General features: G+C 33.2%; 25 protein-coding genes. 19 read left to right on the top strand and 6 right to left on the bottom strand.

Annotation, left to right across the window (positions count from 1 at the left end):
* Window positions 1–28 precede the first annotated feature (28 nt).
* Window positions 29–1042: a glutamine synthetase beta-grasp domain-containing protein gene (locus ACKVOD_RS00460; protein WP_409207512.1), complete on the bottom strand. Its 1014-nt coding sequence runs from the start codon at window positions 1040–1042 to the stop codon at window positions 29–31.
* Between the two features lie 344 nt (window positions 1043–1386).
* On the opposite strand from ACKVOD_RS00460, the gene ACKVOD_RS00455 reads away from it, so the two are divergent.
* The 3 genes from ACKVOD_RS00455 (at window position 1387) to ACKVOD_RS00445 (ending at window position 3386) form a co-directional block, all read left to right on the top strand.
* Window positions 1387–2565, top strand: a complete 1179-nt coding sequence (locus ACKVOD_RS00455; protein WP_409207511.1) for an AIR synthase related protein — start codon at window positions 1387–1389, stop codon at window positions 2563–2565.
* A 92-nt stretch (window positions 2566–2657) separates the two neighbouring features.
* The gene (locus tag ACKVOD_RS00450; protein WP_409207510.1) at window positions 2658–3014 is read left to right on the top strand and encodes a hypothetical protein; all 357 of its coding nucleotides are present in this window, start codon (window positions 2658–2660) and stop codon (window positions 3012–3014) included.
* Between the two features lie 18 nt (window positions 3015–3032).
* Entirely contained in the window at window positions 3033–3386 is a 354-nt protein-coding gene (locus ACKVOD_RS00445) for a DUF1508 domain-containing protein (protein ID WP_409207509.1), read from the top strand.
* A gap of 166 nt (window positions 3387–3552) precedes the next feature.
* Here ACKVOD_RS00445 and ACKVOD_RS00440 read toward each other — a convergent pair whose 3' ends face one another.
* A complete protein-coding gene (locus ACKVOD_RS00440) occupies window positions 3553–5415 on the bottom strand; it encodes an ABC-F family ATP-binding cassette domain-containing protein (protein WP_409207508.1) in 1863 nt (620 codons plus the stop codon).
* A 115-nt stretch (window positions 5416–5530) separates the two neighbouring features.
* Here ACKVOD_RS00440 and ACKVOD_RS00435 point away from each other — a divergent pair, with 115 nt between their 5' ends.
* From ACKVOD_RS00435 to ftsY, 10 genes are all read left to right on the top strand, one after another.
* Window positions 5531–6682: a glycosyltransferase family 2 protein gene (locus ACKVOD_RS00435; RefSeq protein ID WP_409207507.1), complete on the top strand. Its 1152-nt coding sequence runs from the start codon at window positions 5531–5533 to the stop codon at window positions 6680–6682.
* Between the two features lie 97 nt (window positions 6683–6779).
* Window positions 6780–8123 (top strand): dihydrolipoamide acetyltransferase family protein, encoded by a 1344-nt coding sequence (locus tag ACKVOD_RS00430; protein WP_409207506.1) that lies wholly within the window; start codon window positions 6780–6782, stop codon window positions 8121–8123.
* Between the two features lie 141 nt (window positions 8124–8264).
* Complete coding sequence (locus ACKVOD_RS00425; protein ID WP_409207505.1) at window positions 8265–9035, top strand: exonuclease domain-containing protein; 771 nt, start codon at window positions 8265–8267, stop codon at window positions 9033–9035.
* 65 nt (window positions 9036–9100) lie between these two features.
* The gene (locus ACKVOD_RS00420) at window positions 9101–9712 is read left to right on the top strand and encodes a fumarylacetoacetate hydrolase family protein (protein WP_409207504.1); all 612 of its coding nucleotides are present in this window, start codon (window positions 9101–9103) and stop codon (window positions 9710–9712) included.
* Entirely contained in the window at window positions 9712–10056 is a 345-nt protein-coding gene (locus tag ACKVOD_RS00415) for an Hpt domain-containing protein (RefSeq protein WP_409207503.1), read from the top strand. Before ACKVOD_RS00420 ends, ACKVOD_RS00415 begins: the two co-directional genes overlap by 1 nt.
* A 48-nt stretch (window positions 10057–10104) precedes the next feature.
* The gene (locus ACKVOD_RS00410; protein WP_409207502.1) at window positions 10105–11355 is read left to right on the top strand and encodes a CinA family nicotinamide mononucleotide deamidase-related protein; all 1251 of its coding nucleotides are present in this window, start codon (window positions 10105–10107) and stop codon (window positions 11353–11355) included.
* A gap of 73 nt (window positions 11356–11428) precedes the next feature.
* Entirely contained in the window at window positions 11429–11665 is a 237-nt protein-coding gene (rpmB, locus tag ACKVOD_RS00405) for a 50S ribosomal protein L28 (RefSeq protein WP_409207501.1), read from the top strand.
* A 22-nt stretch (window positions 11666–11687) separates the two neighbouring features.
* On the top strand, window positions 11688–11876 hold the full coding sequence (gene rpmG, locus ACKVOD_RS00400) for a 50S ribosomal protein L33 (RefSeq protein ID WP_409207500.1): 189 nt from the start codon (window positions 11688–11690) through the stop codon (window positions 11874–11876).
* Between the two features lie 10 nt (window positions 11877–11886).
* Window positions 11887–12039: a DUF4295 domain-containing protein gene (locus ACKVOD_RS00395; protein ID WP_409207499.1), complete on the top strand. Its 153-nt coding sequence runs from the start codon at window positions 11887–11889 to the stop codon at window positions 12037–12039.
* A gap of 151 nt (window positions 12040–12190) precedes the next feature.
* Window positions 12191–13171: a signal recognition particle-docking protein FtsY gene (ftsY, locus tag ACKVOD_RS00390; RefSeq protein ID WP_409207498.1), complete on the top strand. Its 981-nt coding sequence runs from the start codon at window positions 12191–12193 to the stop codon at window positions 13169–13171.
* Window positions 13172–13192: 21 nt separating this feature from the next.
* Here ftsY and ACKVOD_RS00385 read toward each other — a convergent pair whose 3' ends face one another.
* Window positions 13193–14269, bottom strand: a complete 1077-nt coding sequence (locus tag ACKVOD_RS00385) for a serine hydrolase domain-containing protein (protein WP_409207497.1) — start codon at window positions 14267–14269, stop codon at window positions 13193–13195.
* Between the two features lie 150 nt (window positions 14270–14419).
* Here ACKVOD_RS00385 and ACKVOD_RS00380 point away from each other — a divergent pair, with 150 nt between their 5' ends.
* Together ACKVOD_RS00380 and ACKVOD_RS00375 are read left to right on the top strand one after the other, a co-directional pair.
* Window positions 14420–14863: a hypothetical protein gene (locus ACKVOD_RS00380; protein ID WP_409207496.1), complete on the top strand. Its 444-nt coding sequence runs from the start codon at window positions 14420–14422 to the stop codon at window positions 14861–14863.
* Complete coding sequence (locus tag ACKVOD_RS00375; RefSeq protein WP_409207495.1) at window positions 14844–15140, top strand: DUF721 domain-containing protein; 297 nt, start codon at window positions 14844–14846, stop codon at window positions 15138–15140. Before ACKVOD_RS00380 ends, ACKVOD_RS00375 begins: the two co-directional genes overlap by 20 nt.
* Window positions 15141–15272: 132 nt before the next feature.
* Here ACKVOD_RS00375 and ACKVOD_RS00370 read toward each other — a convergent pair whose 3' ends face one another.
* Both ACKVOD_RS00370 and bshC read right to left on the bottom strand, forming a co-directional pair.
* On the bottom strand, window positions 15273–15692 hold the full coding sequence (locus ACKVOD_RS00370) for a nucleoside-diphosphate kinase (RefSeq protein ID WP_409207494.1): 420 nt from the start codon (window positions 15690–15692) through the stop codon (window positions 15273–15275).
* A gap of 95 nt (window positions 15693–15787) precedes the next feature.
* Window positions 15788–17395 (bottom strand): bacillithiol biosynthesis cysteine-adding enzyme BshC, encoded by a 1608-nt coding sequence (gene bshC, locus ACKVOD_RS00365; RefSeq protein WP_409207493.1) that lies wholly within the window; start codon window positions 17393–17395, stop codon window positions 15788–15790.
* A 103-nt stretch (window positions 17396–17498) separates the two neighbouring features.
* Between bshC and ACKVOD_RS00360 the strand changes: the two genes are divergently transcribed.
* Entirely contained in the window at window positions 17499–18782 is a 1284-nt protein-coding gene (locus ACKVOD_RS00360; RefSeq protein WP_409207492.1) for an MFS transporter, read from the top strand.
* Window positions 18783–18796: 14 nt separating this feature from the next.
* Here ACKVOD_RS00360 and ACKVOD_RS00355 read toward each other — a convergent pair whose 3' ends face one another.
* Window positions 18797–19924: an SDR family oxidoreductase gene (locus tag ACKVOD_RS00355; protein ID WP_409207491.1), complete on the bottom strand. Its 1128-nt coding sequence runs from the start codon at window positions 19922–19924 to the stop codon at window positions 18797–18799.
* A 185-nt stretch (window positions 19925–20109) separates the two neighbouring features.
* Between ACKVOD_RS00355 and ACKVOD_RS00350 the strand changes: the two genes are divergently transcribed.
* The 3 genes from ACKVOD_RS00350 (at window position 20110) to ACKVOD_RS00340 (ending at window position 23733) form a co-directional block, all read left to right on the top strand.
* Window positions 20110–22329: a B12-binding domain-containing radical SAM protein gene (locus ACKVOD_RS00350; protein ID WP_409207490.1), complete on the top strand. Its 2220-nt coding sequence runs from the start codon at window positions 20110–20112 to the stop codon at window positions 22327–22329.
* 106 nt (window positions 22330–22435) lie between these two features.
* A complete protein-coding gene (locus ACKVOD_RS00345) occupies window positions 22436–22828 on the top strand; it encodes an OB-fold protein (protein ID WP_409207489.1) in 393 nt (130 codons plus the stop codon).
* Window positions 22829–22869: 41 nt separating this feature from the next.
* Window positions 22870–23733 carry a DUF5777 family beta-barrel protein gene (locus tag ACKVOD_RS00340; protein WP_409207488.1) on the top strand — a complete coding sequence of 288 codons (864 nt, stop codon included), beginning with the start codon at window positions 22870–22872 and terminating at the stop codon, window positions 23731–23733.
* Window positions 23734–23746: the final 13 nt, after the last annotated feature.

Raw genomic sequence — 23746 nt, 5'->3', positions numbered from 1 at the left:
ACTTTTAAATAATTTATTGGAATTAGAATTATACAGCTGATTTAACAGTTTTGATAATTCTTGCAGCAATTTTGTATGGATCGCCGTTTGAAGCTGGTCTTCTATCTTCTAACCAACCTTTGTATCCTTTTTGAACAGCGATTAATGGTATACGGATTGAACATCCTCTATCTGATACTCCCCAAGAGAAATCATTGATAGAAGCTGTTTCGTGTTTACCTGTCAAACGTTGGTCATTGTAAGCGCCATAAACAGCAATGTGTTCTGCAGTTACCGGACGGAAAGCTTCACAAATTTTAGCGTAAACTTCTTTGTCTCCACAAGTTCTTAAAATTTCGTTCGAGAAGTTAGCATGCATTCCTGAACCATTCCAGTCCGTATCGCCTAGTGGTTTAGGATGGTATTCGATGTAATAACCATATTTTTCAGTCAAACGATCTAATAAGTATCTCGCAATCCAGATTTCGTCACCTGCTTTTTTAGCACCTTTGGCAAATAATTGGAATTCCCATTGTCCGCAAGCCACTTCTTGGTTGATTCCTTCAAAGTTAAGTCCCGCTTCGATACATAAATCTGCATGCTCTTCGACTAAATCTCTTCCGTGTGTGTTTTTACCACCTACTGAGCAATAATACATTCCTTGAGGTGCAGGATATCCTCCAATAGGGAATCCTAAAGGTAATAAAGTTTGAGTATCCATAATGAAATATTCTTGTTCAAAACCAAACCAGAAATCACCATCATCATCAATAGTTGCTCTGCCATTTGAAGGATGTGGCGTTCCATCAGCATTCATAACCTCAGTCATTACTAAATATCCATTGATACGTGTTGGATCTGGGTAGATAGCTACAGGTACTAACATACAGTCAGAAGAACCTCCTTCGGCTTGTCTTGTAGACGAACCATCAAAAGACCAGTTTCCTAATTCTTCTAATGTACCTTTGAAATTTTCGTGCTCTTCAACTTTAGTTTTACTTCTTAGATTTTGTGTTGGTTCGTATCCATCTAACCAAATGTACTCTAGTTTAATTTTCGCCATAACAATATAAATTAATTTAATGATTTTTAAATGTATGCAAATATAATTTAAAAGTTTATTTAGGTAAAATATTGATAACTAAAATCTGTTTTATGATGTCATTTTTATGAATAACTTATTTTCAAGGGCGCTAAATTTCCAATACAATATTTTTTGTACATAAAAAACAATAATTTCTATTTAAGACAATAAAAAGAATATGTTAATTTAATAATTTTAACATAATTAGCTGTATTGTTTAATTCTAAAAATAATTCATATCGTACAAAACCAAAACTAAATTCCAATTAGTATCTTTGCCAAAAATCTATCTGCTTAAATGCAGTAAAACAATAGTTCAATTAATGAGTTCAGATTCAAGTAAAAGATATGCGCAGCGAGGTGTTTCAGCTTCAAAAGAAGATGTGCATAACGCTATAAAAAACATTGACAAAGGATTATTTCCTCAAGCTTTTTGCAAAATTGTTCCGGATTATTTAACCAATGATGCCGAGTATTGCCTCATTATGCATGCCGATGGAGCGGGAACAAAATCATCTCTTGCTTATATGTATTGGAAAGAAACAGGTGATATTTCAGTATGGAAAGGGATTGCTCAAGATGCATTAATCATGAATATTGATGATTTATTGTGCGTGGGCGCAACGGATAATATTTTACTTTCTTCTACCATTGGAAGAAATAAAAACCTCATCACTGCCGAAGTGATTTCGGCAATCATCAACGGAACCGAGGAATTAATTAAGGAACTCGATTCTTTTGGAGTGACCATTCATTCTACTGGTGGAGAAACTGCCGATGTAGGCGATATTGTTAGAACAATCATTGTAGATTCGACAGTTACAGCTCGAATGAAGCGCTCCAAAGTAATTAATAATGCCAATATCAAAGCAGGTGATGTTATTGTAGGTTTAGAATCTTTTGGTCAAGCCACTTACGAAAAAAGTTATAACGGCGGTATGGGAAGCAACGGTCTAACCTCAGCGCGTCATGATGTTTTCGGGAAGTATTTAGCAACCAAATATCCTGAAAGTTATGATGCTGCCGTTCCTGAAGAATTAATTTATTCTGGTCAAGTAAAATTGACCGATGCTGTCGAAAATTCCCCAATCGATGCGGGGCAATTAGTGCTTTCTCCAACCAGAACCTATGCTCCAATCATTAAGAAAATATTAGATAAATATTCGTCTAATGAAATTCATGGAATGGTGCATTGCAGTGGAGGAGCACAAACAAAAATTCTGCATTTTATAAATAATTTACACATCATAAAAGACAATTTATTTCCAGTTCCACCATTGTTCCAATTAATTCAAGAGCAGTCACAAACGGATTGGAAAGAAATGTACCAAGTATTCAACTGTGGGCATCGAATGGAAATTTATGTTCCCGAAGCTGTTGCTCAGGATATTATTGCTATTTCAAAATCATTTAATGTTGATGCTCAAATTGTGGGTCGAGTAGAAGCAGCCGATGTTAAGAAATTGACTATTAGCAGCGAATACGGAACTTTCGAGTATTAAATATTGTTCATTTGTTTAATCGGTGAATTGTTTAATCGGTGAATCATAGAATTATTTAATCTTTCAATTTTTCAATCTTTTAATTTTATTAAATGTACGAACTCCTTTTTTGGCAATATCAAGACGGAATTTATCTCAACCATCATTTGGTTTACGAAGCTTTGGTCGAACAACAAGAAGTCGAAGGTCTGGAAACGCTTCCTGTTCAAGTGATACTAAACCGAATAAATTCGGTGTTCGCCAATTGGGAAAAAGTAGATGAAAGTAGTTGGAAAAACACCAGTGGTAAAGGGGGGTTTCATATTAAAACAACCCCTCAAAGCATACAAATTGATTGCTACGGCACCGAAGGTAAAACGATGAATCTTCTCGCTGATACTTTAGAAGAATTCAAATGTCCGCTCTACGACCCACAAGTTCCGGTGCGTTATGACGAAATGAACGAATAGAATTTTTATATTTAAACTATGGGAACATTCGTTATCAGTAAACGATTTGATGATCGCTACAAATTTGTATTCACGTCCCGAAAAGGAAAGACTATTTTTACTAGCCCTTCTTTCGAACTCAAAATGGAGGCTGAGGAGAGTATCGAAAAAATAAAGACAAACATCGAAAAATATACTTATGTTAAGTCTAGAGCCGCAAACGGAAAATATTTTTTCAAAATGATGTTGAATGATGAACTAACTTCCACCAGCCGAAAATATACCACACCATTATTACTCGAAAAAGGAATAAATGAAATTATGCAATACGCCACAAAATCGGAAGTGTTAGATTTTTCTATGAATGATTTTGAGTTTGTTGATTTTAATTAAAGTTTTGCGGAGTAGTTCACGACTCTGTTTTGCGGTTAGCACTTTTTTATACTTCTAAGAGTTGGGTTACTTCACTGATAGTATCATTTGATAGTATCAAAAGTTTTTTTTTGTTTAAAGATACAACTTCGTGAAAGTATTTCAGTGCAAAGACAAATAGAAAATTTTACCCCTCAATCTTCGCACTCAGCTCAAACCAGCGTTCCTCTTTGGCTTCAATTTTAGAAATGATAATTTCTAGCTCTTTGGCTTTAGCCAAAACCTCATTTTCGGCAACTTTTCCATCCGAAAATAATTGCTCTATTTTGGCTTTTTCAAACTCCAAATCTTTGATTTCTCGTTCGATTTTTTGAAATTCTTTTTGCTCGTTGAAAGTCAAATTCCCAGTTGGGTTGTTTTGTTTCCAATCGACTTTTTCGGTATTTACCGAATCTAGTTTTTTGGGTTCAACCGAATCTTCATACGCTCTAAAATCGGAGTAATTGCCCGGAAAATTTTCAACTTCGCCTTGCCCTCTAAAAACAAATAAGTTATCGACAATTTTATCCATAAAATAACGGTCATGCGAAACTACCAGTAAACAACCTGGATAATCTAATAAAAAACTTTCGAGTACATTTAAGGTTACAATATCTAAATCATTAGTAGGTTCATCCAAAATCAAAAAATTAGGATTCTGAATTAAAACAGTACATAAATAAAGGCGTTTTAGTTCGCCACCACTGAGTTTTTCTACGAAATCGTGTTGTTTTTTTCTGTCGAATAAAAATCGTTCCAATAATTGCCCAGCCGAAATGATTTTCCCTTTCGTTAGCGGAATGTATTCGCCATATTCTTTGATAATATCTATTACTTTTTGACCCGGTTTTGGGTTGATACCGCTTTGGGTATAATAGCCCACTTTTATGGTGTCTCCTTTAATTACTTTTCCGCTATCGAGTGGCAATGTACCTGTAATTAGGTTTAGAAAAGTCGATTTACCTGTACCGTTTTTTCCAATAATCCCAACGCGTTCTCCTCGTTGAAAATCGAAACTGAAATTATCTAAAATAACATGATCTTTAAACTTTTTAGACACTTTGTGAAGCTCAATAATCTTGCTCCCCATGCGTTCCATATTAATTTCAAGTTCGACTACGTTTTCTCGACGGCGACTTTGGGCTTTTTCTTTGATTACATAAAAATCATCCTGACGTGATTTGCTCTTGCAAGTTCTGGCTTTGGGCTGGCGACGCATCCATTCGAGTTCTTTGACAAACAAGTTTTGGGCTTTGTCGACACTCGAATTTTCAGAAGCAATTCGTTCTTCTTTTTTCTCTAAATAATAAGAATAATTGCCTTTGTATTGGTAGATTTTTCCGTTGTCGAGTTCGATAATTTCGTTACAAACACGTTCTAAGAAAAAACGGTCGTGAGTAACCATAAATAAAGTAATATTTTCTTTGGCAAAATAACTTTCGAGCCATTCAATCATTTCTAAATCGAGGTGATTCGTAGGTTCATCTAGAATTAGTAAATCAGGACGATTGATTAAAATAATAGCTAATGACAATCTTTTTTTTTGTCCACCTGAGAGATTTTTTACTTTCAATTTAAAGTCTTCCAACTTCAATTTGAACAAAATTTGCTTGTATTGGGTTTCAAAATCCCAAGCATTGTGTTGATCCATTCCGTCGAAAGCTTTTTGATACGCTTCTTCATCTTCGGGATTTTCTAGTGCTTTTTCGTAGGCTTCAATTACTTTTAAACTCTCGTTATCCGAGGCAAAAATACTTTCTTCAATTGTTAATTCGTCTTGCAACTTATTGTCTTGTGACAAAAACGACATTCGAATACTTTTTCTAAGAATTACTTGTCCCGTATCGGGCTCATCAAAACCATTGATAATGTTCATTATAGTGGTTTTTCCGGAACCATTTTTGGCAATGAAAGCAATTTTTTGGTCTTTGTTAATCCCAAATGAAATGTTTTCGAAAAGAATACGCTCTCCAAAAGATTTTGATATGTTTTCGACTGATAAGTAATTCACAAGTGTATTTTTTTGCAAAAGTAATTCATTACAAGGCAAGAAGCAATCTTTTAATTTTTCTACTTTAGAACTGTCGACCTTTGCATCTTTGATACATAAAATATATCTTTGAAAAATGCAACTATCAGTCATCATTCTTAATTATAACGTTCGCTATTTTCTAGAGCAATGTGTTTGTAGTGTTCAAAAAGCATTGGAAAACATAGATGGTGAAATTATTGTAGTCGATAATAATTCACAAGATGGCAGTTGTGCCATGATTAAGCATCTTTTTCCTAAAGTTTTTCTGATTGAAAACAAAGAAAATCTAGGTTTTCCAAAAGGGAATAACATTGGGGTTTCAAAAGCAAAAGGTGAATTTATTTGTATATTAAATCCTGATACAGTTGTTGCTGAAGATACCTTTATTAAGGTATTGGCTTTCGCCAAAAAACAATCAGATTTAGGTATAGTTGGGGTAAAACTTATTGACGGAACGGGAAATTTTCTTCCAGAAAGTAAACGCGGTATTCCAACACCCTGGGTAGCTTTTACGAAAATTTTCGGTCTTTATAAAATATTTCCTAAAGCAAGTTTATTTAATCAGTATTATGCTCAAGATCTTTCTGAAAACACAACTGGAAAAGCGGCTATTTTAGTAGGTGCTTTTATGGTTATGAGACGCGATTTTTATATTGAAATTGGAGGTTTTGATGAAAACTGTTTTATGTATTCAGACGATATTGATTTGTCATACATGGCTTTAAAAAAAGAAAAATCAAATTATTATTATCCTGAAACAACTATAATTCACTACAAAGGTGAAAGCACAATTAAAGATGGCGCTTATATGAAACGTTTTAGTGAAGCGATGAATTTTTTCTATAAAAAGCATTTTACTCCCGACGCTTCGGGATCCTTTTTGTTTTCAGTCTTTATGAAAATTGGAATACTATTTTTTTCGTTTTTTAAAATGTTTCAAGGAAAAACTAAGTTGCAAACAAAACCGCTAAAGTATTTGTTGATTTCAAATAATAAAGTTCTTAAAAGTAGAATTGAAGCAAAATTATATCAGGAAGTAGCACTCAAAAAATCTATTGATGAAATTAAAATGTCAGTGGCTACAGAAGTAATATTCGACGCTAAATATATTGATTATAAGGCTATTATTGCTAATTTTGAATCGAATAAAAATAAAAAATTTACCTTTAAAATAGCTTCAAAAACTTCAGATTTTATCATTGGAAGTAATAGTTCTTTTGATCGTGGCGAAATTCTCAAAATTTAAGAATTTTGAATTTAGGTAAATTTGAATAATTCGTGTTTAAAACTAAAATTAATCACTAATTTTGTCCCAATAAAACCATTATTCTATAGGAAATACTATGGCGAGATATGAATTAAAACTTCCTACAATGGGAGAAAGTATTGCTGAAGCAACCATTACAAATTGGTTGAAACAGGTTGGTGAAACTATTGAAGTTGATGATGCTGTTGTTGAAATTGCTACTGATAAAGTTGATAGTGAAGTTCCTAGCGAGATTTCGGGTGTTTTAGTTGAACAATTATTTGCAAAAGACGCTATAATTAAAGTGGGTCAAACTTTCGCCATTATCGAAACTGCCGAAGTTGATGTTGTTAAAAGTAATAAGCATGAAGTTGCTGAACCTGTAGAAATTCCAATTATCGAAAGTAGTATTGCTGTGGCTAAAGAAATTGTAGCTTCAATTTCTAATTTTTCAGATTCAGAAAAATTCTTTTCTCCTTTGGTAAAAAACATAGCCAAAGAAGAAGGAATTACACTTTCGGAATTAGAAGAAATTCCTGGTACTGGAAAAGATGGTAGGGTAACTAAAGAAGATATTTTGAAATTTGTTGGAAGTAGACACGAGCTTGAAAAGCGAACTGGCGAAGCAAAGTTGGAAGTAGCAAGTAATAATTCAGTTCAACTGCCTAAATCAGTTTCTCAACCTCAACCCATAACTTATAACTCACAACCGACAACTTCCTCTTTAAACGGCAGCGACGAAATCATGGAGATGGATCGTATGCGAAAGCTCATTTCTGGATACATGACTACTTCCTTACAAACCTCGGCACATGTAAGTTCATTTATAGAAGTTGATGTAACCAATATTGTAAAATGGAGAGATAAAGTGAAAAATGCTTTTGAAAAGAGAGAAGGTGAAAAACTGACTTTTACACCCATTTTTATGGAGGCTGTTGCCAAAGCATTGAAAGATTATCCGATGATGAATATTTCTATTGATGGCGATTACATCATCAAAAAGAAGAACATCAATTTAGGGATGGCAGCCGCTTTACCAAATGGTAATCTTATTGTTCCTATAATAAAAAATGCAGATCAATTGAATTTAGTTGGAATGGCAAAAGCAGTTAATGATTTGGGTAACCGAGCTAAAACAGGAAAATTAAAACCAGATGACACACAGGGCGGAACTTATACCGTGACTAATGTGGGTAGTTTTGGCAGTATTTTCGGAACGCCAATTATTAACCAACCGCAAGTAGGTATTTTGGCTTTAGGTGCTATTAGAAAAGTTCCCGCAGTTATCGAAACACCCGAAGGTGATTTTATAGGGATTCGCCAAAAAATGTTCTTGACACATACTTATGACCATCGCATTATTGATGGCGCACTTGGAGGAAGTTTTGTAAAAAGGGTTGCTGAATATCTTGAGGCATTTGACGTTGATAGTGATTATTAAGATTTCATAGCTTTATATTTATTATAACAACCAACAAGTTTATAGAAACTGGTTGGTTTTTTTATTATTGGATAAAACTTTTTAAAATATTCGATAAACGACAACTTCAAAAGAATATATTTGTCTTTCTAAAAAATAGTAATGGAGCTTATACTAAAAAAACCAATTTGTTTTTTCGATCTAGAAACTACAGGTATTGATGTTGCCAAAGATAGAATAGTTGAAATTGCTATTTTTAAACTTTTTCCAAATGGTAATAGAGAAAGCAAAACTTGGTTAGTTAATCCAACGATTCCAATTCCACCACAATCAACAGCAATTCATGGTATAAGTAATGAAAAAGTTGCTAATGAGCCTACATTTGCAGCATTAGCGTCTCAGGTGTATGCTATGATTAAAGATTCTGATTTAGCTGGATATAATTCCGATCGCTTTGATATTCCGCTTTTAGCTGAAGAATTGCTTCGTGCCGGAGTTGATTTTGATATGAAAAACCGAGTATCTGTCGATGTGCAAACTATTTTTCATAAAAAAGAAGAGAGAACTTTGAGTGCAGCATTAAAATTTTATTGCGGTCAAAATCTTGAAAACGCACATTCTGCCGAAGCAGATACTATGGCTACTTTCGAAATCATGAAGGCTCAATTAGACCGTTATCCAGAATTAGAAAATGATGTAAAATGGTTGTCTGAGTTTACAACTCGCAAAAAAATAGCAGATTTTGCTGGAATGATTGCTTTTGATAAAGATAATAATGAGATTTTTACTTTTGGAAAACACAAAGGATTAAAAGTTGAAGCTATTTTAGAATCAGAACCAGGTTATTTTAGTTGGATTCAAAATGCTGATTTCCCTTTATATACTAAGAAAGTTTTAACGGCAATAAAATTAAGAAAATTAAATACGAAATAGGTTGCAGATAACGGTTTTAGATAGCAGTCTGAAATCTGAAATCCAAAATCTGAAATCTGAACTGAATGAAAATCATCTGCATCGGTAGAAATTATGTCGATCATATTGAAGAGTTGCAAAATGAGAGACCAACAGAACCTGTTATTTTTATAAAACCAGATTCTGCTATTTTGTTGTATCAGCATCCCTTTGTGATTCCTGAATTTTCAAATGAAATTCATCATGAAATAGAACTTATTGTTAAAATAAATAAAGTAGGCAAACATATAGACGCTAAATTCGCTCATAAATATTATGATGAGATTAGTGTAGGTATAGATTTTACTGCACGAGATGTTCAAAATGAATTAAAAGCCAAAGGTTTGCCTTGGGAAAAAGCAAAATCGTTTGATGGATCAGCAGTACTAGGTGAATTTATTCAAAAAAAACAATTTAATTCATTAGAAAATATTAGCTTTGAATTAACAAACAATAATATATTAGTACAAAAGGGTAATACAAGCAATATGTTGTGGAAAATTGATGAATTAATTTCAGTCATTTCACAATATTTCACTTTAAAAATCGGAGATATAATATTTACAGGAACGCCACAAGGTGTTGCTGTTGTTAAATCAGAAGATGTTTTAGAAGGATATTTAGAATCAAACAAACTATTTAGTATAAAAATAAAATAATGGCATTATATTACAACCTCGCAAAAGTATACGCACTTTCTGACAACGATCCGGAATTTGTAAATCAAATTTTAACCTTATTTGTTAACGAAATTCCAGAAGATTTAGCCGAAATAAAAGAAGGTATAAAAAAAATGGATCATAAACATGCTTATGCTTATGCACATAAAGTAAAACCTAGTCTTGATTTACTGGGTTTAAAAATGGCTTTTGAGGAGATTCTTCAAATTGAAGCTTGGACTAAAAGTGAAGGCGAGAAAAAAGAAATTAAAGAAACCTTTAAGAGTATGAAAAATCAAGTCGAAGATGCTATTAAGGAATTAAGAAAAGACTTTGATTTGTAGTTTTTTAAAAATTATTTTCTCTTTTTTACAAATTAATTTTACAACAAGATGAAGGCTGCCATAATTACTATCGGTGATGAAATTCTTATTGGTCAAATTGTTGATACTAACTCTGTTTATATAGCCAAGTCTCTAGATTTAATTGGTGTGCAAACACATGAAATGGTTTCTATTAGTGATGATAAAAAACATATTTTAGACACATTTGCTAAGTATCAAAACAAAGTAGATATAGTTGTAATTACAGGTGGTTTAGGGCCTACAAAAGACGACATTACAAAAAAAACATTTTGTGATTATTTTGATGACTTCTTAATAGTTGATAAAACGGTAGAAAAGCATGTTATCGAACTCATTGAACGAGTGATGAATAGACCCGCTTCTCAAATTAACAAAGACCAAGCGTTGGTTCCTTCAAAATGTACGGTACTTCACAACCAAGTTGGTACAGCACCTGGGATGTGGATGTCAAAAGAAAATACAGTGTTTATTTCTCTACCTGGAGTGCCTTATGAAATGAAATATTTGATTGAAAATGAAATTATTCCTAAAATTGTTAAGGAATATAGACGTCCTTATATAATTCATAAAACAATACTAACTTATGGGCAAGGTGAGAGTCTTGTTGCAGAACGAATAGAGAACTGGGAAAATAATCTACCCAATTTTATTAAGTTAGCCTATTTACCAAGTCCTGGAAGAGTAAGATTAAGGCTTTCTGCCAGAGGAACTGATAAAGAATTGTTAGAAAAATCTATTGCAGAAAATGTAATTGCATTAACAGCTATCATTGGAGATATTATTGTAGGTTATGAAGATGGTGAAACAATAGAAATTGTTGTAGGGAAATTACTTAAACAGCAAAACAAGACCATTTCAACCGCAGAAAGTTGTACTGGAGGCAAAGTTGCACAGTTGCTATCGTCTGTTAATGGGGCTTCTCACTATTTTAAGGGCGGTGTAGTGTCTTATTCAACAGAGACTAAAATTAAAGTTTTGGGACTTTCAGAGTCGTTAATTCAGACCTATTCTGTGGTAAGTGCTGAAGTTGCTAAACAAATGGCAATCAATGTAAAGAGTATGATGAAAACCGATTACGCAATTGCAACAACCGGGAATGCAGGTCCAACAAAAGGGGAAGCCCAGGCTGAAGTTGGAACAGTTTTTATAGCATTGGCAACGCCCAATGAAGTGATTGTTGAAGAATTTAATTTTGGTCAACCTCGTGAAAAAGTGATAGATAGAACTGTAATTCAGAGCTTACAAATGTTACGAAAAGAAATTTTAAAAAATCTGTAAATATTTTTTGCTTCATCCGTTTATTTTTCTTTTCTTTGCACCCTGATTTTGAATAACGATAAAAACAACAATAATGTCTAGAGTTTGTGACCTTACAGGTAAAAGAGCGATGGTAGGAAATAACGTTTCTCACGCAATGAATAAAACTAAGAGAAAGTTTTCTGTAAACTTAGTTAAAAAGCGTTTTTATCTTCCTGAAGAAGATAGATGGATTACTCTGAGAGTAGCAGCTTCTACGGTAAAAACAATTAACAAAAATGGAATTGCTGCAGTTTTGAAAAAAGCACAGTCATTAGGATTTATTAAATAATCCTTTCAAAATATATATCAATATGGCAAAGAGAGCAAAAGGAAACAGAATACAAGTAATTTTAGAATGTACTGAACACAAAACAACCGGTGTTGCAGGAACTTCAAGATACATTACAACAAAAAACAAAAAGAACACTCCTGATAGATTAGAGATTAAAAAATTCAATCCTGTTTTGAAGCGTGTAACTGTTCATAAAGAAATTAAATAACATTTGAATCATGGCAAAGAAAACCGTAGCATCGTTACAAACATCTTCTAAGAGATTATCAAAAGCCATCAAAATGGTGAAATCTCCAAAATCGGGTGCATATACATTCGTAGAATCTATTATGACTCCTGAAGCCGTAGATGAGTTCTTGAAAAAGAAATAATCATATTTGTATTATATACAAAAGCTACTTTCATTCGGAAGTAGCTTTTTTATTTTCTATATTTACCGATTGTAATTTTAATTTTGTGTGAATGATAGTAGAGTTTGCGGTTTCTAACCTCTAATCTCTAACTTCTAATTTCTTAATAGTTATGAGTTTTTTTAAAAAATTATTTTCTTCAGATAAAAAAGAAGAAAAAATAAGCGAACAAGAAAAGCAAACCTTAGACAAGGGACTGGAGAAATCAAAAACTTCATTTTTTTCTAAGTTAACCAAAGCTGTTGCAGGGAAATCAAAAGTTGATGATGATGTTTTAGATAATTTAGAAGAAATTCTTGTTTCTTCGGATGTTGGAGTAAATACAACTTTGAAAATTATTACTCGAATAGAAAAACGTGTTTCGGAAGACAAATATTTAGGAACTGATGAACTTAATCGAATTCTGCGTGAAGAAATTGCGGGTTTATTATCGGAATCCAATTCTGGTGAAGCAACAGAATTTGTTCAAAACATTGCAAATAAACCTTATGTTATAATGGTGGTTGGTGTTAATGGAGTTGGTAAAACAACTACAATAGGTAAACTAGCTTATCAATTCAAAAAATCAGGACATAAAGTTGTTCTTGGGGCTGCGGATACATTTCGTGCAGCTGCAATAGACCAATTACAAATTTGGGCCGATAGAGTAGGAGTCCCTATCGTTAGACAAAATATGGGGAGCGACCCAGCTTCTGTTGCCTTTGATACTTTACAATCTGCATTGGCACAAGATGCTGATATTGTTATTATTGATACCGCTGGCCGTTTGCATAATAAAGTTAATTTGATGAATGAATTAACAAAAGTAAAACGAGTAATGCAAAAAGTTGTGGTCGATGCTCCACATGATGTGTTATTAGTTCTTGACGGATCTACAGGTCAAAACGCTTTTGAACAAGCCAAACAATTTACAGCAGCTACTGAAGTGACCTCGTTAGCTATTACGAAATTGGATGGAACTGCAAAAGGTGGTGTAGTTATTGGAATTTCTGATCAATTTCAAATACCTGTGCGATATATTGGCGTTGGAGAAGGAATAGAGGATTTGCAGGTGTTTAATAAACACGAATTTGTAGATAGTTTTTTTAAATAAGTGAAAGTCAAAAAAACAGTATTAATACAAAGCACTAATTTTCGTCCATAATTCTTCATCAAAATCCGACAATCCAAAAGTGGGATTATTTGGATCAGCAACTTCTCCCATTCGAATAACTACCATTTTATTGCTTGGAATTATATAAATCCGTTGGTCTTTTGCCCCCATGGCAGCATACATATCTGATGGTGCATTTTTTACCAATGCTCCATTAAAAACTGTTTGATCGCTTGGTATCATATAATGTGATTTTCCATTTAGCCACCACAAATATCCATAACTTGGATTTATAATTTGTGAGGTTGATGTACTTTCTTTAAAATAAGTTTCGTTAATAATTTGTTCTTTGTTCCATTTGCCGTTGTTTAAAGCAAATAGTCCAAATCTTGCCATACTTCTTGTGTTGCTATGGTAAATACTATAAATGGTTCCAAAATTCCAAAACCCATCCATACCAATTTTCATTTTAATTTTTTCGTTAAAATAGGTTTCAAAAGAAGTTTTACTTACTGTTGTAACAACATCCATCAATTTTTGAAATACATTTCCATAAGCCCACCTTGACCCTGCATCTGCTATATAAGTAAGATTTGATTTTATGACAAATTGTTTTGTATCGTCAATGCCCGAAGTCATGGTTAATAAATTTCTAACGGTAATTAAATTTTCTTTTTCTAAAGGCATATTTGCCCATCCTTTTCCTAAATAATCAGATGCTGGCTTGTTCTTATCTAATAAGCCTTCTTGTTCTGCAATACCAATAGTTGTAGCACATAAAGTTTTACCAGCACTATTCCATTCCCAAGTGTCCGTTGCCGAATGTCCATTGAAATAATTTTCCATAACTATTCGACCATTGACTAAAATGATGAATCCTTTTGTGTTTTTGAGCTCTAAATAATCTAATAGCGGTTGAACGGCAGTTGCATTCCAATTTAAACTTGCTATTGTTTTTGTTTCCCAATTTGTACTTGAAACAGGTGGAAAATAAATGGTTTCTTCTGGGATGGTATTTTGTTTTTCTGAGCTACAACAAATAAATAGAAGCAGTACGCTTAGATATAAAAGGATGTTTTTCGTTTTCTTAGATTTCATGTCGAATAAGACCAAAAATAGTATAAATAGTTTAAAGGGTTTTGTGATTTGTAGTTTTCTTATTTTGAATATGATTACTTTTGTATCACTTCAGTATTATATAATTCTAATTCAATAAAGATTTGCATTCTTTTTCTAAATAATAAATTCATGAAAAATAGTTTAAAAATAGTTTTTATTTGCTTGTTTTTTGTTGGTTGCCAAAAAGAAATTAAACCCGAAGAAATTGCTTTTATAAATGGATATTGGGAAATTGAAAAAGTAGTTTTAAATACAGGTAAAGAAAAGCTTTATAAAGTAAACGATAGTTTTGATTTTTTTGAATTAAAAGCTAATAATAAAGGTATTCGAAAGAAAGTTTCGCCTCAATTAAATGGCACTTTTTTGGTTAATGATACATTCGAAAATATAAGTTTGGTTTATATTAATAAGGCAGTGTTTATAGCGTATGCTACAAGCTATGCAAAATGGAAAGAGGAAATAATATTGCTAACAAAGGAAAAATTAGTGCTTAGGAACGATGAAAAAAACGAATACCATTATAAAAAAACAGGACCAATTAATATTTTGAATGATGGCAAAAAGATTAAATAATCAAAGTACTATAGGAGATGTTTTGAAAGAAATCATTCAGGTAAATAAGTTACAGCCTGGGATGGATCAAATTGATGTGAAAGAAGCTTGGAAAAACCTAATGGGTAATGGAGTAAATCATTATACTAAAAATGTGGTTTTGAAAGGGAATACACTTTATGTTCAACTTTCATCAGCTGTACTTAGAGAGGAATTAAGTCACGGAAAATCAAAAATTATCGCCATGATTAATGAAGAATTAAGGCGTGATGTAGTGAAAGATGTTGTTTTGAGATGATTAGATTTCAGGTAGCAGATTACAGATGCATTTCAGAAATAAAAAATCCCGTTTCTCCCGAAGCGTCGGGTTTAAACGGGATTTGTGTTATGTAGATTTTTAATCTTAAATCTGAAATCTGCCTTCTGAAAACTAGAATTGCTCTCTTCCTGCAAAATGAAAAGCACCTTCGATAGCTGCATTCTCATCACTATCAGAACCGTGAACTGCGTTTTCTCCAATAGAAGTTGCGTAAGCTTTACGAATTGTTCCTTCAGCAGCTTCGGCAGGATTTGTAGCACCTATCAAAGTTCTAAAATCTTCAACAGCGTTTTCTTTTTCTAAAATAGCAGCAACTATTGGCCCTCTTGACATAAATTCAACTAGCTCACCATAAAATGGTCTTGCGGCGTGAACAGCATAAAATGCTTGAGCATCAGCCACTGTTAATTGAGTTAATTTCAATGAAATGATTTTGAAACCACTATTAGTAATCATTGCCAATATATTTCCGATGTGTCCGTTTGCAACCGCATCCGGTTTAATCATTGTAAAAGTTCTATTTGTTGCCATTTTTTATTTTTTTTAAATTGGGTGCAAAAATAGACTTTTTTATGGATTCATTTTATCGAATCGTCAATTTATTGGTGATTATTTGATGTTTTAGTTTAAGAAAGTGTAATAATATTAAAATTATTTCCTAATGGTTTCAGTTGATCTATCAATGTAGTGATCAACTTTTCACCATTTTCCCTATAAAATTCCGAAAAATTGGCTTGGCGTTCCTGTAAACTTTGATTTGGAAACAATTCGTTTTGCAAATCGGTAATTCTTTCCAGTTCTTCGGAATGCTTGCGTTTTTGGGCTTTTAATAGTCGTTTTTCGAGATTTACCAATCCTTTTATTTGTTTGGCTTCTTGCGCTTCTACGGCTCCAATAAAAGATTTATCGGTCTGATTGGCTATTTCATGAAGTCTTTCGAATTGTTTTTGCAAAAGTTCTTTTTGAGATGTAAAATCGATTGGGAACTCTGATAATTGCTCTGTTTTGGTATTAACCAAATCCTTTTGTTTGGAGAACAAATCTTTCCAAGTCAGTTCTAATTTATCTGCTTTTTTGGTTTGCTTTTCAGTGACCAATAGAGCCGAGTTCCGAACTAAAAGAATAGGAAATGATACTTTTACAGCATCAAAAAAAGATTTCAATTCTAACCAATAACCAATTTCGCCACCACCTCCTATGTAGCACAAATTGGGTAAGATAACTTCTTGATACAACGATCGCATAATTACGTTGGGGCTAAATTTTTCGGGATGATTTTCTAGTACCGATAAAATTTCACTTTCTGAAAATTCGATAGTCGTATTGTTTACTTTATATTTTCCGTCCCTATTGCTATAGGGATCAAATAAGATACGTTCCCTTAAATTGTTTTCTAAATAGAATAAATTAATCTCTCGAGGATTCACTTGAATATTGTAATTTGATAATTTTCGGGTGGTTTCTATTACCTTTTTATAGGCTGTTTGCTGTAGTAATTCTTCTTTGATGTAAGGTATAAAAGTTCGTTTCAAATCGGCATTATCAGCATCAAGAATCACCAATCCATATTCACCAAAAAGTGCATTGGCAAGAAAACGAGTGGCATCGGCTAAATTGGAATGTTTTAAATATGATTCCTTAAAAAGCGTTTTGATTGTCTCGGCATTTTTGCCTGAACCAATTTCTTTAGAATAGACTTCAAAAAAAGCGTCTAATCCATTAGTAGATAAGCGACCTACTGCTCCAGAGCTGTTGGTGTTCCATCGAAATTTTCGACCTTTTAAATTGAAATAATTGATTTCCTCAAAATCATGATCTTCGGTCGCCATCCAATAAATGGGAACGAAATTAAAGCTGGGGTATTTCGATTTTAATTCCTTCGTTAAATTTATAGTCGAAATAATTTTATACAAAAAATATAATGGTCCTGTGAATAAATTCAATTGATGACCAGTGGTAACGGTGAATGTATTGGAGTTGTTTAAAAGTTTAATATTGTTTAAAGTAGCAGTAGAAGGATTTATTTTGGCATATTGTGATTCTATTACCGATACTAATATTGCTCTATTTTCATGGGTATAATTTGCTTTTTTTTCCTGAACTTGCGCTTCAAAATTTTCAAGAATTGGAAACCGATTGTAGAGAGACTTTGTATTAGATTTTTGGTCTAAATAATCATTCATCAAAGGCGAGAAATAACCGGATTTTTGATAGCTGATAGCGTCTGTTGGCATAGTGAGATTAATTTGGAGTAAAAATACCAAAAATTATTGGAACTAAATATTTGCTACTTTCAAATAATAACCTCATTTTTATCGAAAATATTATAACATTCAAATGAAAGAAAATTCAAGTCCGAATAAAGTAAATTCTTTAAAACATGTTCTTTTTGGTAGTTTAATTGGCACCACCATTGAGTTTTTCGATTTTTATATTTTTGCCAATGCCGCTGTATTGGTTTTTCCACAACTGTTTTTCCCAGGATCTGATTCTACTATTTCAACAATTGAGTCATTGGCGACTTTCTCGATTGCATTTTTTGCTCGCCCTATAGGCTCTGCAGTTTTTGGCCATTATGGGGATAAAATAGGAAGAAAAGCAACATTAGTGGCTGCCTTATTGACGATGGGGGTTTCAACCGTTGCTATTGGATTTCTTCCCACTTATGCCAGCATAGGGATTGTTGCCCCTATATTGTTAATGGTTTGTAGGTTTGGTCAAGGATTAGGACTTGGTGGCGAATGGGGAGGAGCCGTTTTATTGGCCATTGAAAACGCACCTCCAGGAAAAAGAGCCTGGTACGGTATGTTTCCACAACTGGGAGCGCCCATTGGTTTGTTGCTTTCTGGAGGAACATTCCTTTTGTTGAGTGACAACATGACAAACGAGCAATTTTTTGATTATGGTTGGAGAATTCCTTTTATAGCCAGTGCTGTATTAGTTATGGTTGGATTTTACATTCGATTGAAAATTACAGAAACTCCTGCTTTTCTATCTTCTTTGGAAACGAATCAAAAAGTGCAAATTCCTTTGCTAACCTTGTTGAAGTCTTACCGCCGAGAACTCGTTTTTGGAACTCTAGCCGCTGTAACTACCTTTTTGACTTTCTATTTATTGACTGTTTTTTCTTTGAGTTGGGCCGGAACCGACTTAGGTTATGCACGACGTGACCTTCTTATTATGCAACTTTTTTCCGTTTTTTTCTTTGGAATATCCATCCCTATTTCAGCACTTTTAGCCGATAGATTTGGTCGAAGATTAGTGCTAATTGTTTTTTCGGTTGCTATTGCCTTGTTTGGATTTACCTTTTCTTTACTTTTGGGTTCTGGAAACGCAACATTAATCACACTATTTTTGTGTTTAGGAATGACCCTGATGGGATTAACTTACGGGCCTTTGGGAACCTTTCTTTCTGAATTATTCCCAACAGAAGTGCGTTATTCTGGTGCTTCGCTTACGTTTAATTTTGCAGGAATCATTGGGGCTGCTTTCGCTCCGTTAATTGCTATTTGGCTAGCCAAAAATCACGGACTTGCCTATGTTGGTTTTTATTTATCGGCAGCTGCTTTGATTTCTTTTGCGGCACTTTTAATGATTCGGAAGAAAGAGGAGGAGTTTTGATATAGCCTCGAATATCACACTTTACTATCTTGAAAATTATTAGCAATAGCATATCGAATCATATTTGTAAAAGAGGTATTGTCGAGCTTTGGAATTTCGAGAATTGAATTCAATAAAGTGGTGTCATATTCGTTTGCATCTGAAATAAAATAGGGCTTTAAATGCTTTCCAATGCTTTCATAATATATTTTTTCGATTGAATTCTCATATTCAAAATTTAATTTACTTTCTAAAAAAGAAAAATTCGGGTATTCTACTTCTTTCATAATCAACTCCAAACCTTCTTTCATATTAAAACTCTTGAAGTTTACAATATTTAGTTGTTCTATATCATTTCTTTCAAAAGTTTGTGCAACAACTTTGGCAACATAATCTACAGGGATTATATTTAAACTTGATTGGTAATTAATTATAAAACGTACATATTCTTGTTTTCCTTTTCGTTTGGCTGTAAAATAGAAGAATTTAGCCAAAAGATAAAAAACCATGTATTTTGGTATAAAAAAATTGTTTTCATTTCCAAGCATTTTGCCACCGATTACACTTGGTCGTAATATTTGAAATGGTAGGCCTATTGCTTTACATTCAGTAGCAATAAAGTTTTCAGAGTGAAACTTAGCATATTCATATTCGTTGCGGTGCTCTGGTGTAAAATCTAAATTATGAAAATTATTGTCAATCAATCCTTTTCGTGCTCCCGAGGAAAAAGCGGTTCCTATATAAATAAATTTTTTTAGATAGGTATGTAATATGGAAAAAAGAGACTTTGTAAGTTGTACATTTTCATTAAAAATCTTTTCTTTTAATTCGATGTCAGTAGAGAGATTTACATAACCTGCCGAGTGTATGAGGTAGGCTCCTTTTAGTTCTTTTAAAAAAGATTCTTGAGCAGTTTTTAAATCAAAATCAATAATAGTAATGAATTCATTAAGTCGGTTTAATCCAATTTTATTAATATTATTTGGAGTGTAATCACTTGATAGTAAAGTGTTAATTCGTTCATTAGCCGATGTGGTTTTGTTTTTTCTGACTAGAAGATACAACTTATTATCAACATTGGGTTTTTTTATGAAAAGTTCCAAAATCTCATACATAATATGAGAACCTAAAACGCCTGTTGCTCCGGTAAGAATTATTTTCATTATTTTTTTTCTTGGTGGCAAATATAACTTTTTAGAACTAATCAAGTAGTACCTATTTTATTTATAGAAAAAATTTATAAAGTTTCTAGAAGTTTGATTGCAATGGAATTATATATGTGTTAAGTTGTTGGTGAGGGTTTCAAATTATTTTCGAAAATAACCTACTTTTGCACAAAACAATTCCTTTGAAAAGCAAAGTATTCCTCATCACACCACCCTTTACTCAACTGAATACACCGTATCCAGCAACCGCTTATATCAAAGGGTTTCTGAATACCAAAAACATTCAGACAACTCAAGCTGATTTAGGCATTGAAGTGATTTTGAAATTATTTTCTAAAGAAGGACTTGAAAATTTGTTTTGTAACAATGAAGGTGTCACCTCGAGCGCAGTCGAGATGCGTTCCATTTTAACAATAAACACCCAAAGAATTCTCGCTCTCCAAGACGAATACATTAAAACCATAGATAGTGTTATTGCATTTCTTCAGGGGAAAAACCCAACATTGGCATTACAAATTTGTCAGGAAGATTATTTGCCTGAAGCTTCTCGTTTTGCACAATTGGAGGAATTGGATTGGGCTTTCGGAACGATGGGAACGCAAGACAAAGCCAAACATCTAGCGACTTTATACCTCGAAGACATTTCCGATTTTATTGTAGAATGTGTCGATGCTAATTTTGGTTTCAGTCGCTACGCAGAACGATTGGGTCGCTCTGCTAATTCATTCGACGAATTGTATGAAGCTCTGCAACAAGAACCAACTTATATTGATGTAATTTTAATATCGATTCTAAAAGAAAAAATCGAAACCATTCAACCCAAATTATTCCTGATTTCAGTACCTTTCCCGGGGAATTTATATGCGGCTTTTCGTTCGGCTCAATGGGTAAAGAAACACCACCCAAATATCAAAATTGCCATGGGTGGTGGTTTTCCTAATACCGAATTGCGTTCGCTTTCAGACACTCGTGTATTTGAGTTTTTCGATTTCATTACTTTAGATGACGGCGAATTACCAGTGGAGTTACTCGTAAATGCAGTTTGTCACCCTGAGCTTGTCGAAGGGCAATTTAAAAGAACTTTCCTTCTTGAAAACGGCAAAGTAGTTTATAAAAACAATTCATTAAAATCCGATTACAAACAATCTCAAGTTGGCACACCCGATTATTCAGATTTGCTATTAGACAAATACATTTCGGTTATTGAGATAGTCAATCCCATGCACCGAATGTGGAGCGATGGTCGATGGAACAAACTCACGATGGCACACGGTTGCTATTGGGGAAAATGTACTTTTTGCGATATTTCGTTAGATTATATTAAGGTTTACGAGCCCATCGCCGCCAATATTTTGTGTGATCGAATGGAAGAGATGATAGCGCAAACGGGTGAAAATGGTTTTCATTTTGTAGATGAAGCAGCACCTCCAGCCTTAATGAAAGCGTTGGCACTAGAAATTCTGCGCAGGAAATTATCAGTTACGTGGTGGACGAACATTCGTTTCGAAAAAAGTTTTACTAGAGATTTATGTTTATTGCTCAAAGCTTCCGGATGTATTGCCGTTTCGGGAGGACTCGAAGTAGCCTCAGACCGATTATTACAATTGATAGACAAAGGCGTAACGGTCGAACAAGTGGCTAAAGTGACTCGCAATTTTACCGAAGCCAACATCATGGTTCATGCTTATTTGATGTATGGTTATCCCACGCAAACGGTTCAGGAAACTGTAGATAGCCTCGAAATGGTGCGACAATTGTTTGAAGTTGGGGTTTTGCAATCGGGTTTCTGGCATCAATTTGCGATGACAGCACACAGTCCTGTGGGAATGTATCCAGAGAAATTTGGCGTGGTGAAAGAAACCGAAGTTGTTGGGACTTTTGCTAATAACGATATAAACTTCGTTGATGAAACAGGAATAGATCATAATCAATTTAGTTATGGTTTAAAAAAATCCTTATTCAATTTTATGCACGGAATTTGTTTTGACTACGAATTGCAAGAATGGTTCGATTTTAAGATTCCAAAAACCAAAATTCATCCTGATTTTATCTCTGAAGCCTTGCTTAAAGATTTAGATTTTAATATTAAACCGACAGCCAAAATAGTTTGGCTAGGAGGAATGCCAACTTTAGAATATTTTACAAAGTCCAAAAAAGGAAACAGTTGGGAAATGATGACTTTGACTTTTCACGACAAAAAGGAAAGCTTTACCATTCAAACAGCGAAAAATGAGGGAGAATGGTTGGTTCAAATACTCCAGAAAATATCGGTTTCAAATTCAAAAATCTATTCATTTCAGGAAGTAAAATCTGATTTTGAAATTCATTTTAATGATTTCGAATTGTTTTGGTATTCAAAACCGGTCAATACTTTGAGAGATTTTGGTTTATTGGTTTTGTAGTTAATTAAAGTTAAAATTTACTTCAGTTTATTTTCGATAATTATAATAAGTTATATTTACAAACGTTTGAATCTAGAATTACAACTCTTACTTAAAATTGTATTAAATGACAAAAAAAAAAATAATCATTAGCCTATCAGTTGTAGTAATTGTTATTGTTGCTGTAATTGGATTTAATTATGTTTTGCATGGTGGAGCTCGAGATTTGTCCAGTGAAGATTCAGCATTTTGTATGAATTCAAAAAATTTAATTGATGAGTATGCTGCAAATGTTGAAGGCTGTAACAAAAAATATCTCGACAAAGCTATTGCTATAGCTGGAACAGTTACTTCAATTAATGGAAAAGAAGTGATTTTGGATAATTCAATAATATGTAATTTGAAGGATGCTGATGCCACAATAAAAGAAAATCAAAGTATAACATTAAAAGGGAGGCTTGTAGGTTATGATGATTTAATGGGCGAAATAAAATTGGATCAATGCTTTAAAGCTCAATAATACTGATAATTAAAAGTAATTTAAATTAAAATTAAAAGAGAATGAAAAATTTTTTATGTTTTACAATTTTGTTTTTTACCGTTGGATTTGCTTCCGCACAAGATGATTTATTAAATCAATTGACTAGTGAGAAATCAGACACCAAGGAAATTGAGACTTCGGCATTCAAAGGATTGCAAATATGTAATATGCAATCGACAAAATTAACCTCAAAAGGGGAGTGGTACATGATTGTTTCACACCGATTTGGGGATTTAACCAATGGTTTTGATAATTTTTTTGGATTGGATGATGCCAACACAGAACTTGGTGGTATTTATGGTGTAACCGATTGGTTGTCATTGGGTGCTTCAAGACACACTTTAGATAAAATTTATGAATTAACGGCCAAATACAAATTAGCCAATCAATTAAAAAATGGATTTCCGGTAACAATTGTGGGCTATAATACTATGGATATCAATAGTAAATTAGATAAAGATTTATTGCCAGGTTTAGAATTCAATAATCGATTATCCTTTTCAACACAATTATTGGTTTCTAGAAAATTTTCCGAATCTTTTTCTGTTCAATTGAATCCCATTTATATTCACAAAAATTTATACGAATTTGGTGTGGAAGAAAAAAACGAGTTTTTTATAGGTTCAGGAGCGCGTTATAAAATCGCCAAAAGAATGAGCATCAACCTAGAATATGCTGCTCGATTGAATAAAGTGGAGGGCAATAGTTCTGCATTTCAAAATCCACTTACTCTTGGTTTAGATATTGAAACTGGCGGTCACGTTTTTCAATTGGTTTTCTCCAACAGTCAAGCCTTAAATGATGTAGGCTTTTTGTCAAAACCCGCAGGCGATTGGTCAGGAGGTCCTATTTATTTTGGTTTTAATTTGTATAGAGTATTTTAAATTAAAAGTAATT

Origin of the sequence: Flavobacterium sp., from assembly GCF_046155325.1 — a bacterium.
In the GTDB taxonomy this organism is placed as follows: domain Bacteria; phylum Bacteroidota; class Bacteroidia; order Flavobacteriales; family Flavobacteriaceae; genus Flavobacterium.
The sequence above is the reverse complement of the archived record's forward strand: the minus strand, read 5'-3'. Positions and strand labels throughout refer to the sequence as shown.

Coding starts and splice junctions, on each gene's coding strand:
- ACKVOD_RS00345 (WP_409207489.1), top strand. CDS start 22,436: ATGACAAAAAAAAAAATAATCATTAGCCTATCAGTTGTAGTAATTGTT.
- ACKVOD_RS00460 (WP_409207512.1), bottom strand. CDS start 1,042: ATGGCGAAAATTAAACTAGAGTACATTTGGTTAGATGGATACGAACCA.
- ACKVOD_RS00355 (WP_409207491.1), bottom strand. CDS start 19,924: ATGAAAATAATTCTTACCGGAGCAACAGGCGTTTTAGGTTCTCATATT.
- ACKVOD_RS00425 (WP_409207505.1), top strand. CDS start 8,265: ATGGAGCTTATACTAAAAAAACCAATTTGTTTTTTCGATCTAGAAACT.
- ACKVOD_RS00340 (WP_409207488.1), top strand. CDS start 22,870: ATGAAAAATTTTTTATGTTTTACAATTTTGTTTTTTACCGTTGGATTT.
- ACKVOD_RS00455 (WP_409207511.1), top strand. CDS start 1,387: ATGAGTTCAGATTCAAGTAAAAGATATGCGCAGCGAGGTGTTTCAGCT.
- bshC (WP_409207493.1), bottom strand. CDS start 17,395: ATGCCAACAGACGCTATCAGCTATCAAAAATCCGGTTATTTCTCGCCT.
- rpmG (WP_409207500.1), top strand. CDS start 11,688: ATGGCAAAGAGAGCAAAAGGAAACAGAATACAAGTAATTTTAGAATGT.
- ACKVOD_RS00415 (WP_409207503.1), top strand. CDS start 9,712: ATGGCATTATATTACAACCTCGCAAAAGTATACGCACTTTCTGACAAC.
- ACKVOD_RS00375 (WP_409207495.1), top strand. CDS start 14,844: ATGGCAAAAAGATTAAATAATCAAAGTACTATAGGAGATGTTTTGAAA.
- ftsY (WP_409207498.1), top strand. CDS start 12,191: ATGAGTTTTTTTAAAAAATTATTTTCTTCAGATAAAAAAGAAGAAAAA.
- ACKVOD_RS00370 (WP_409207494.1), bottom strand. CDS start 15,692: ATGGCAACAAATAGAACTTTTACAATGATTAAACCGGATGCGGTTGCA.
- ACKVOD_RS00360 (WP_409207492.1), top strand. CDS start 17,499: ATGAAAGAAAATTCAAGTCCGAATAAAGTAAATTCTTTAAAACATGTT.
- ACKVOD_RS00435 (WP_409207507.1), top strand. CDS start 5,531: ATGCAACTATCAGTCATCATTCTTAATTATAACGTTCGCTATTTTCTA.
- ACKVOD_RS00380 (WP_409207496.1), top strand. CDS start 14,420: ATGAAAAATAGTTTAAAAATAGTTTTTATTTGCTTGTTTTTTGTTGGT.
- ACKVOD_RS00410 (WP_409207502.1), top strand. CDS start 10,105: ATGAAGGCTGCCATAATTACTATCGGTGATGAAATTCTTATTGGTCAA.
- ACKVOD_RS00385 (WP_409207497.1), bottom strand. CDS start 14,269: ATGAAATCTAAGAAAACGAAAAACATCCTTTTATATCTAAGCGTACTG.
- ACKVOD_RS00430 (WP_409207506.1), top strand. CDS start 6,780: ATGGCGAGATATGAATTAAAACTTCCTACAATGGGAGAAAGTATTGCT.
- ACKVOD_RS00450 (WP_409207510.1), top strand. CDS start 2,658: ATGTACGAACTCCTTTTTTGGCAATATCAAGACGGAATTTATCTCAAC.
- ACKVOD_RS00395 (WP_409207499.1), top strand. CDS start 11,887: ATGGCAAAGAAAACCGTAGCATCGTTACAAACATCTTCTAAGAGATTA.
- ACKVOD_RS00420 (WP_409207504.1), top strand. CDS start 9,101: ATGAAAATCATCTGCATCGGTAGAAATTATGTCGATCATATTGAAGAG.
- rpmB (WP_409207501.1), top strand. CDS start 11,429: ATGTCTAGAGTTTGTGACCTTACAGGTAAAAGAGCGATGGTAGGAAAT.
- ACKVOD_RS00445 (WP_409207509.1), top strand. CDS start 3,033: ATGGGAACATTCGTTATCAGTAAACGATTTGATGATCGCTACAAATTT.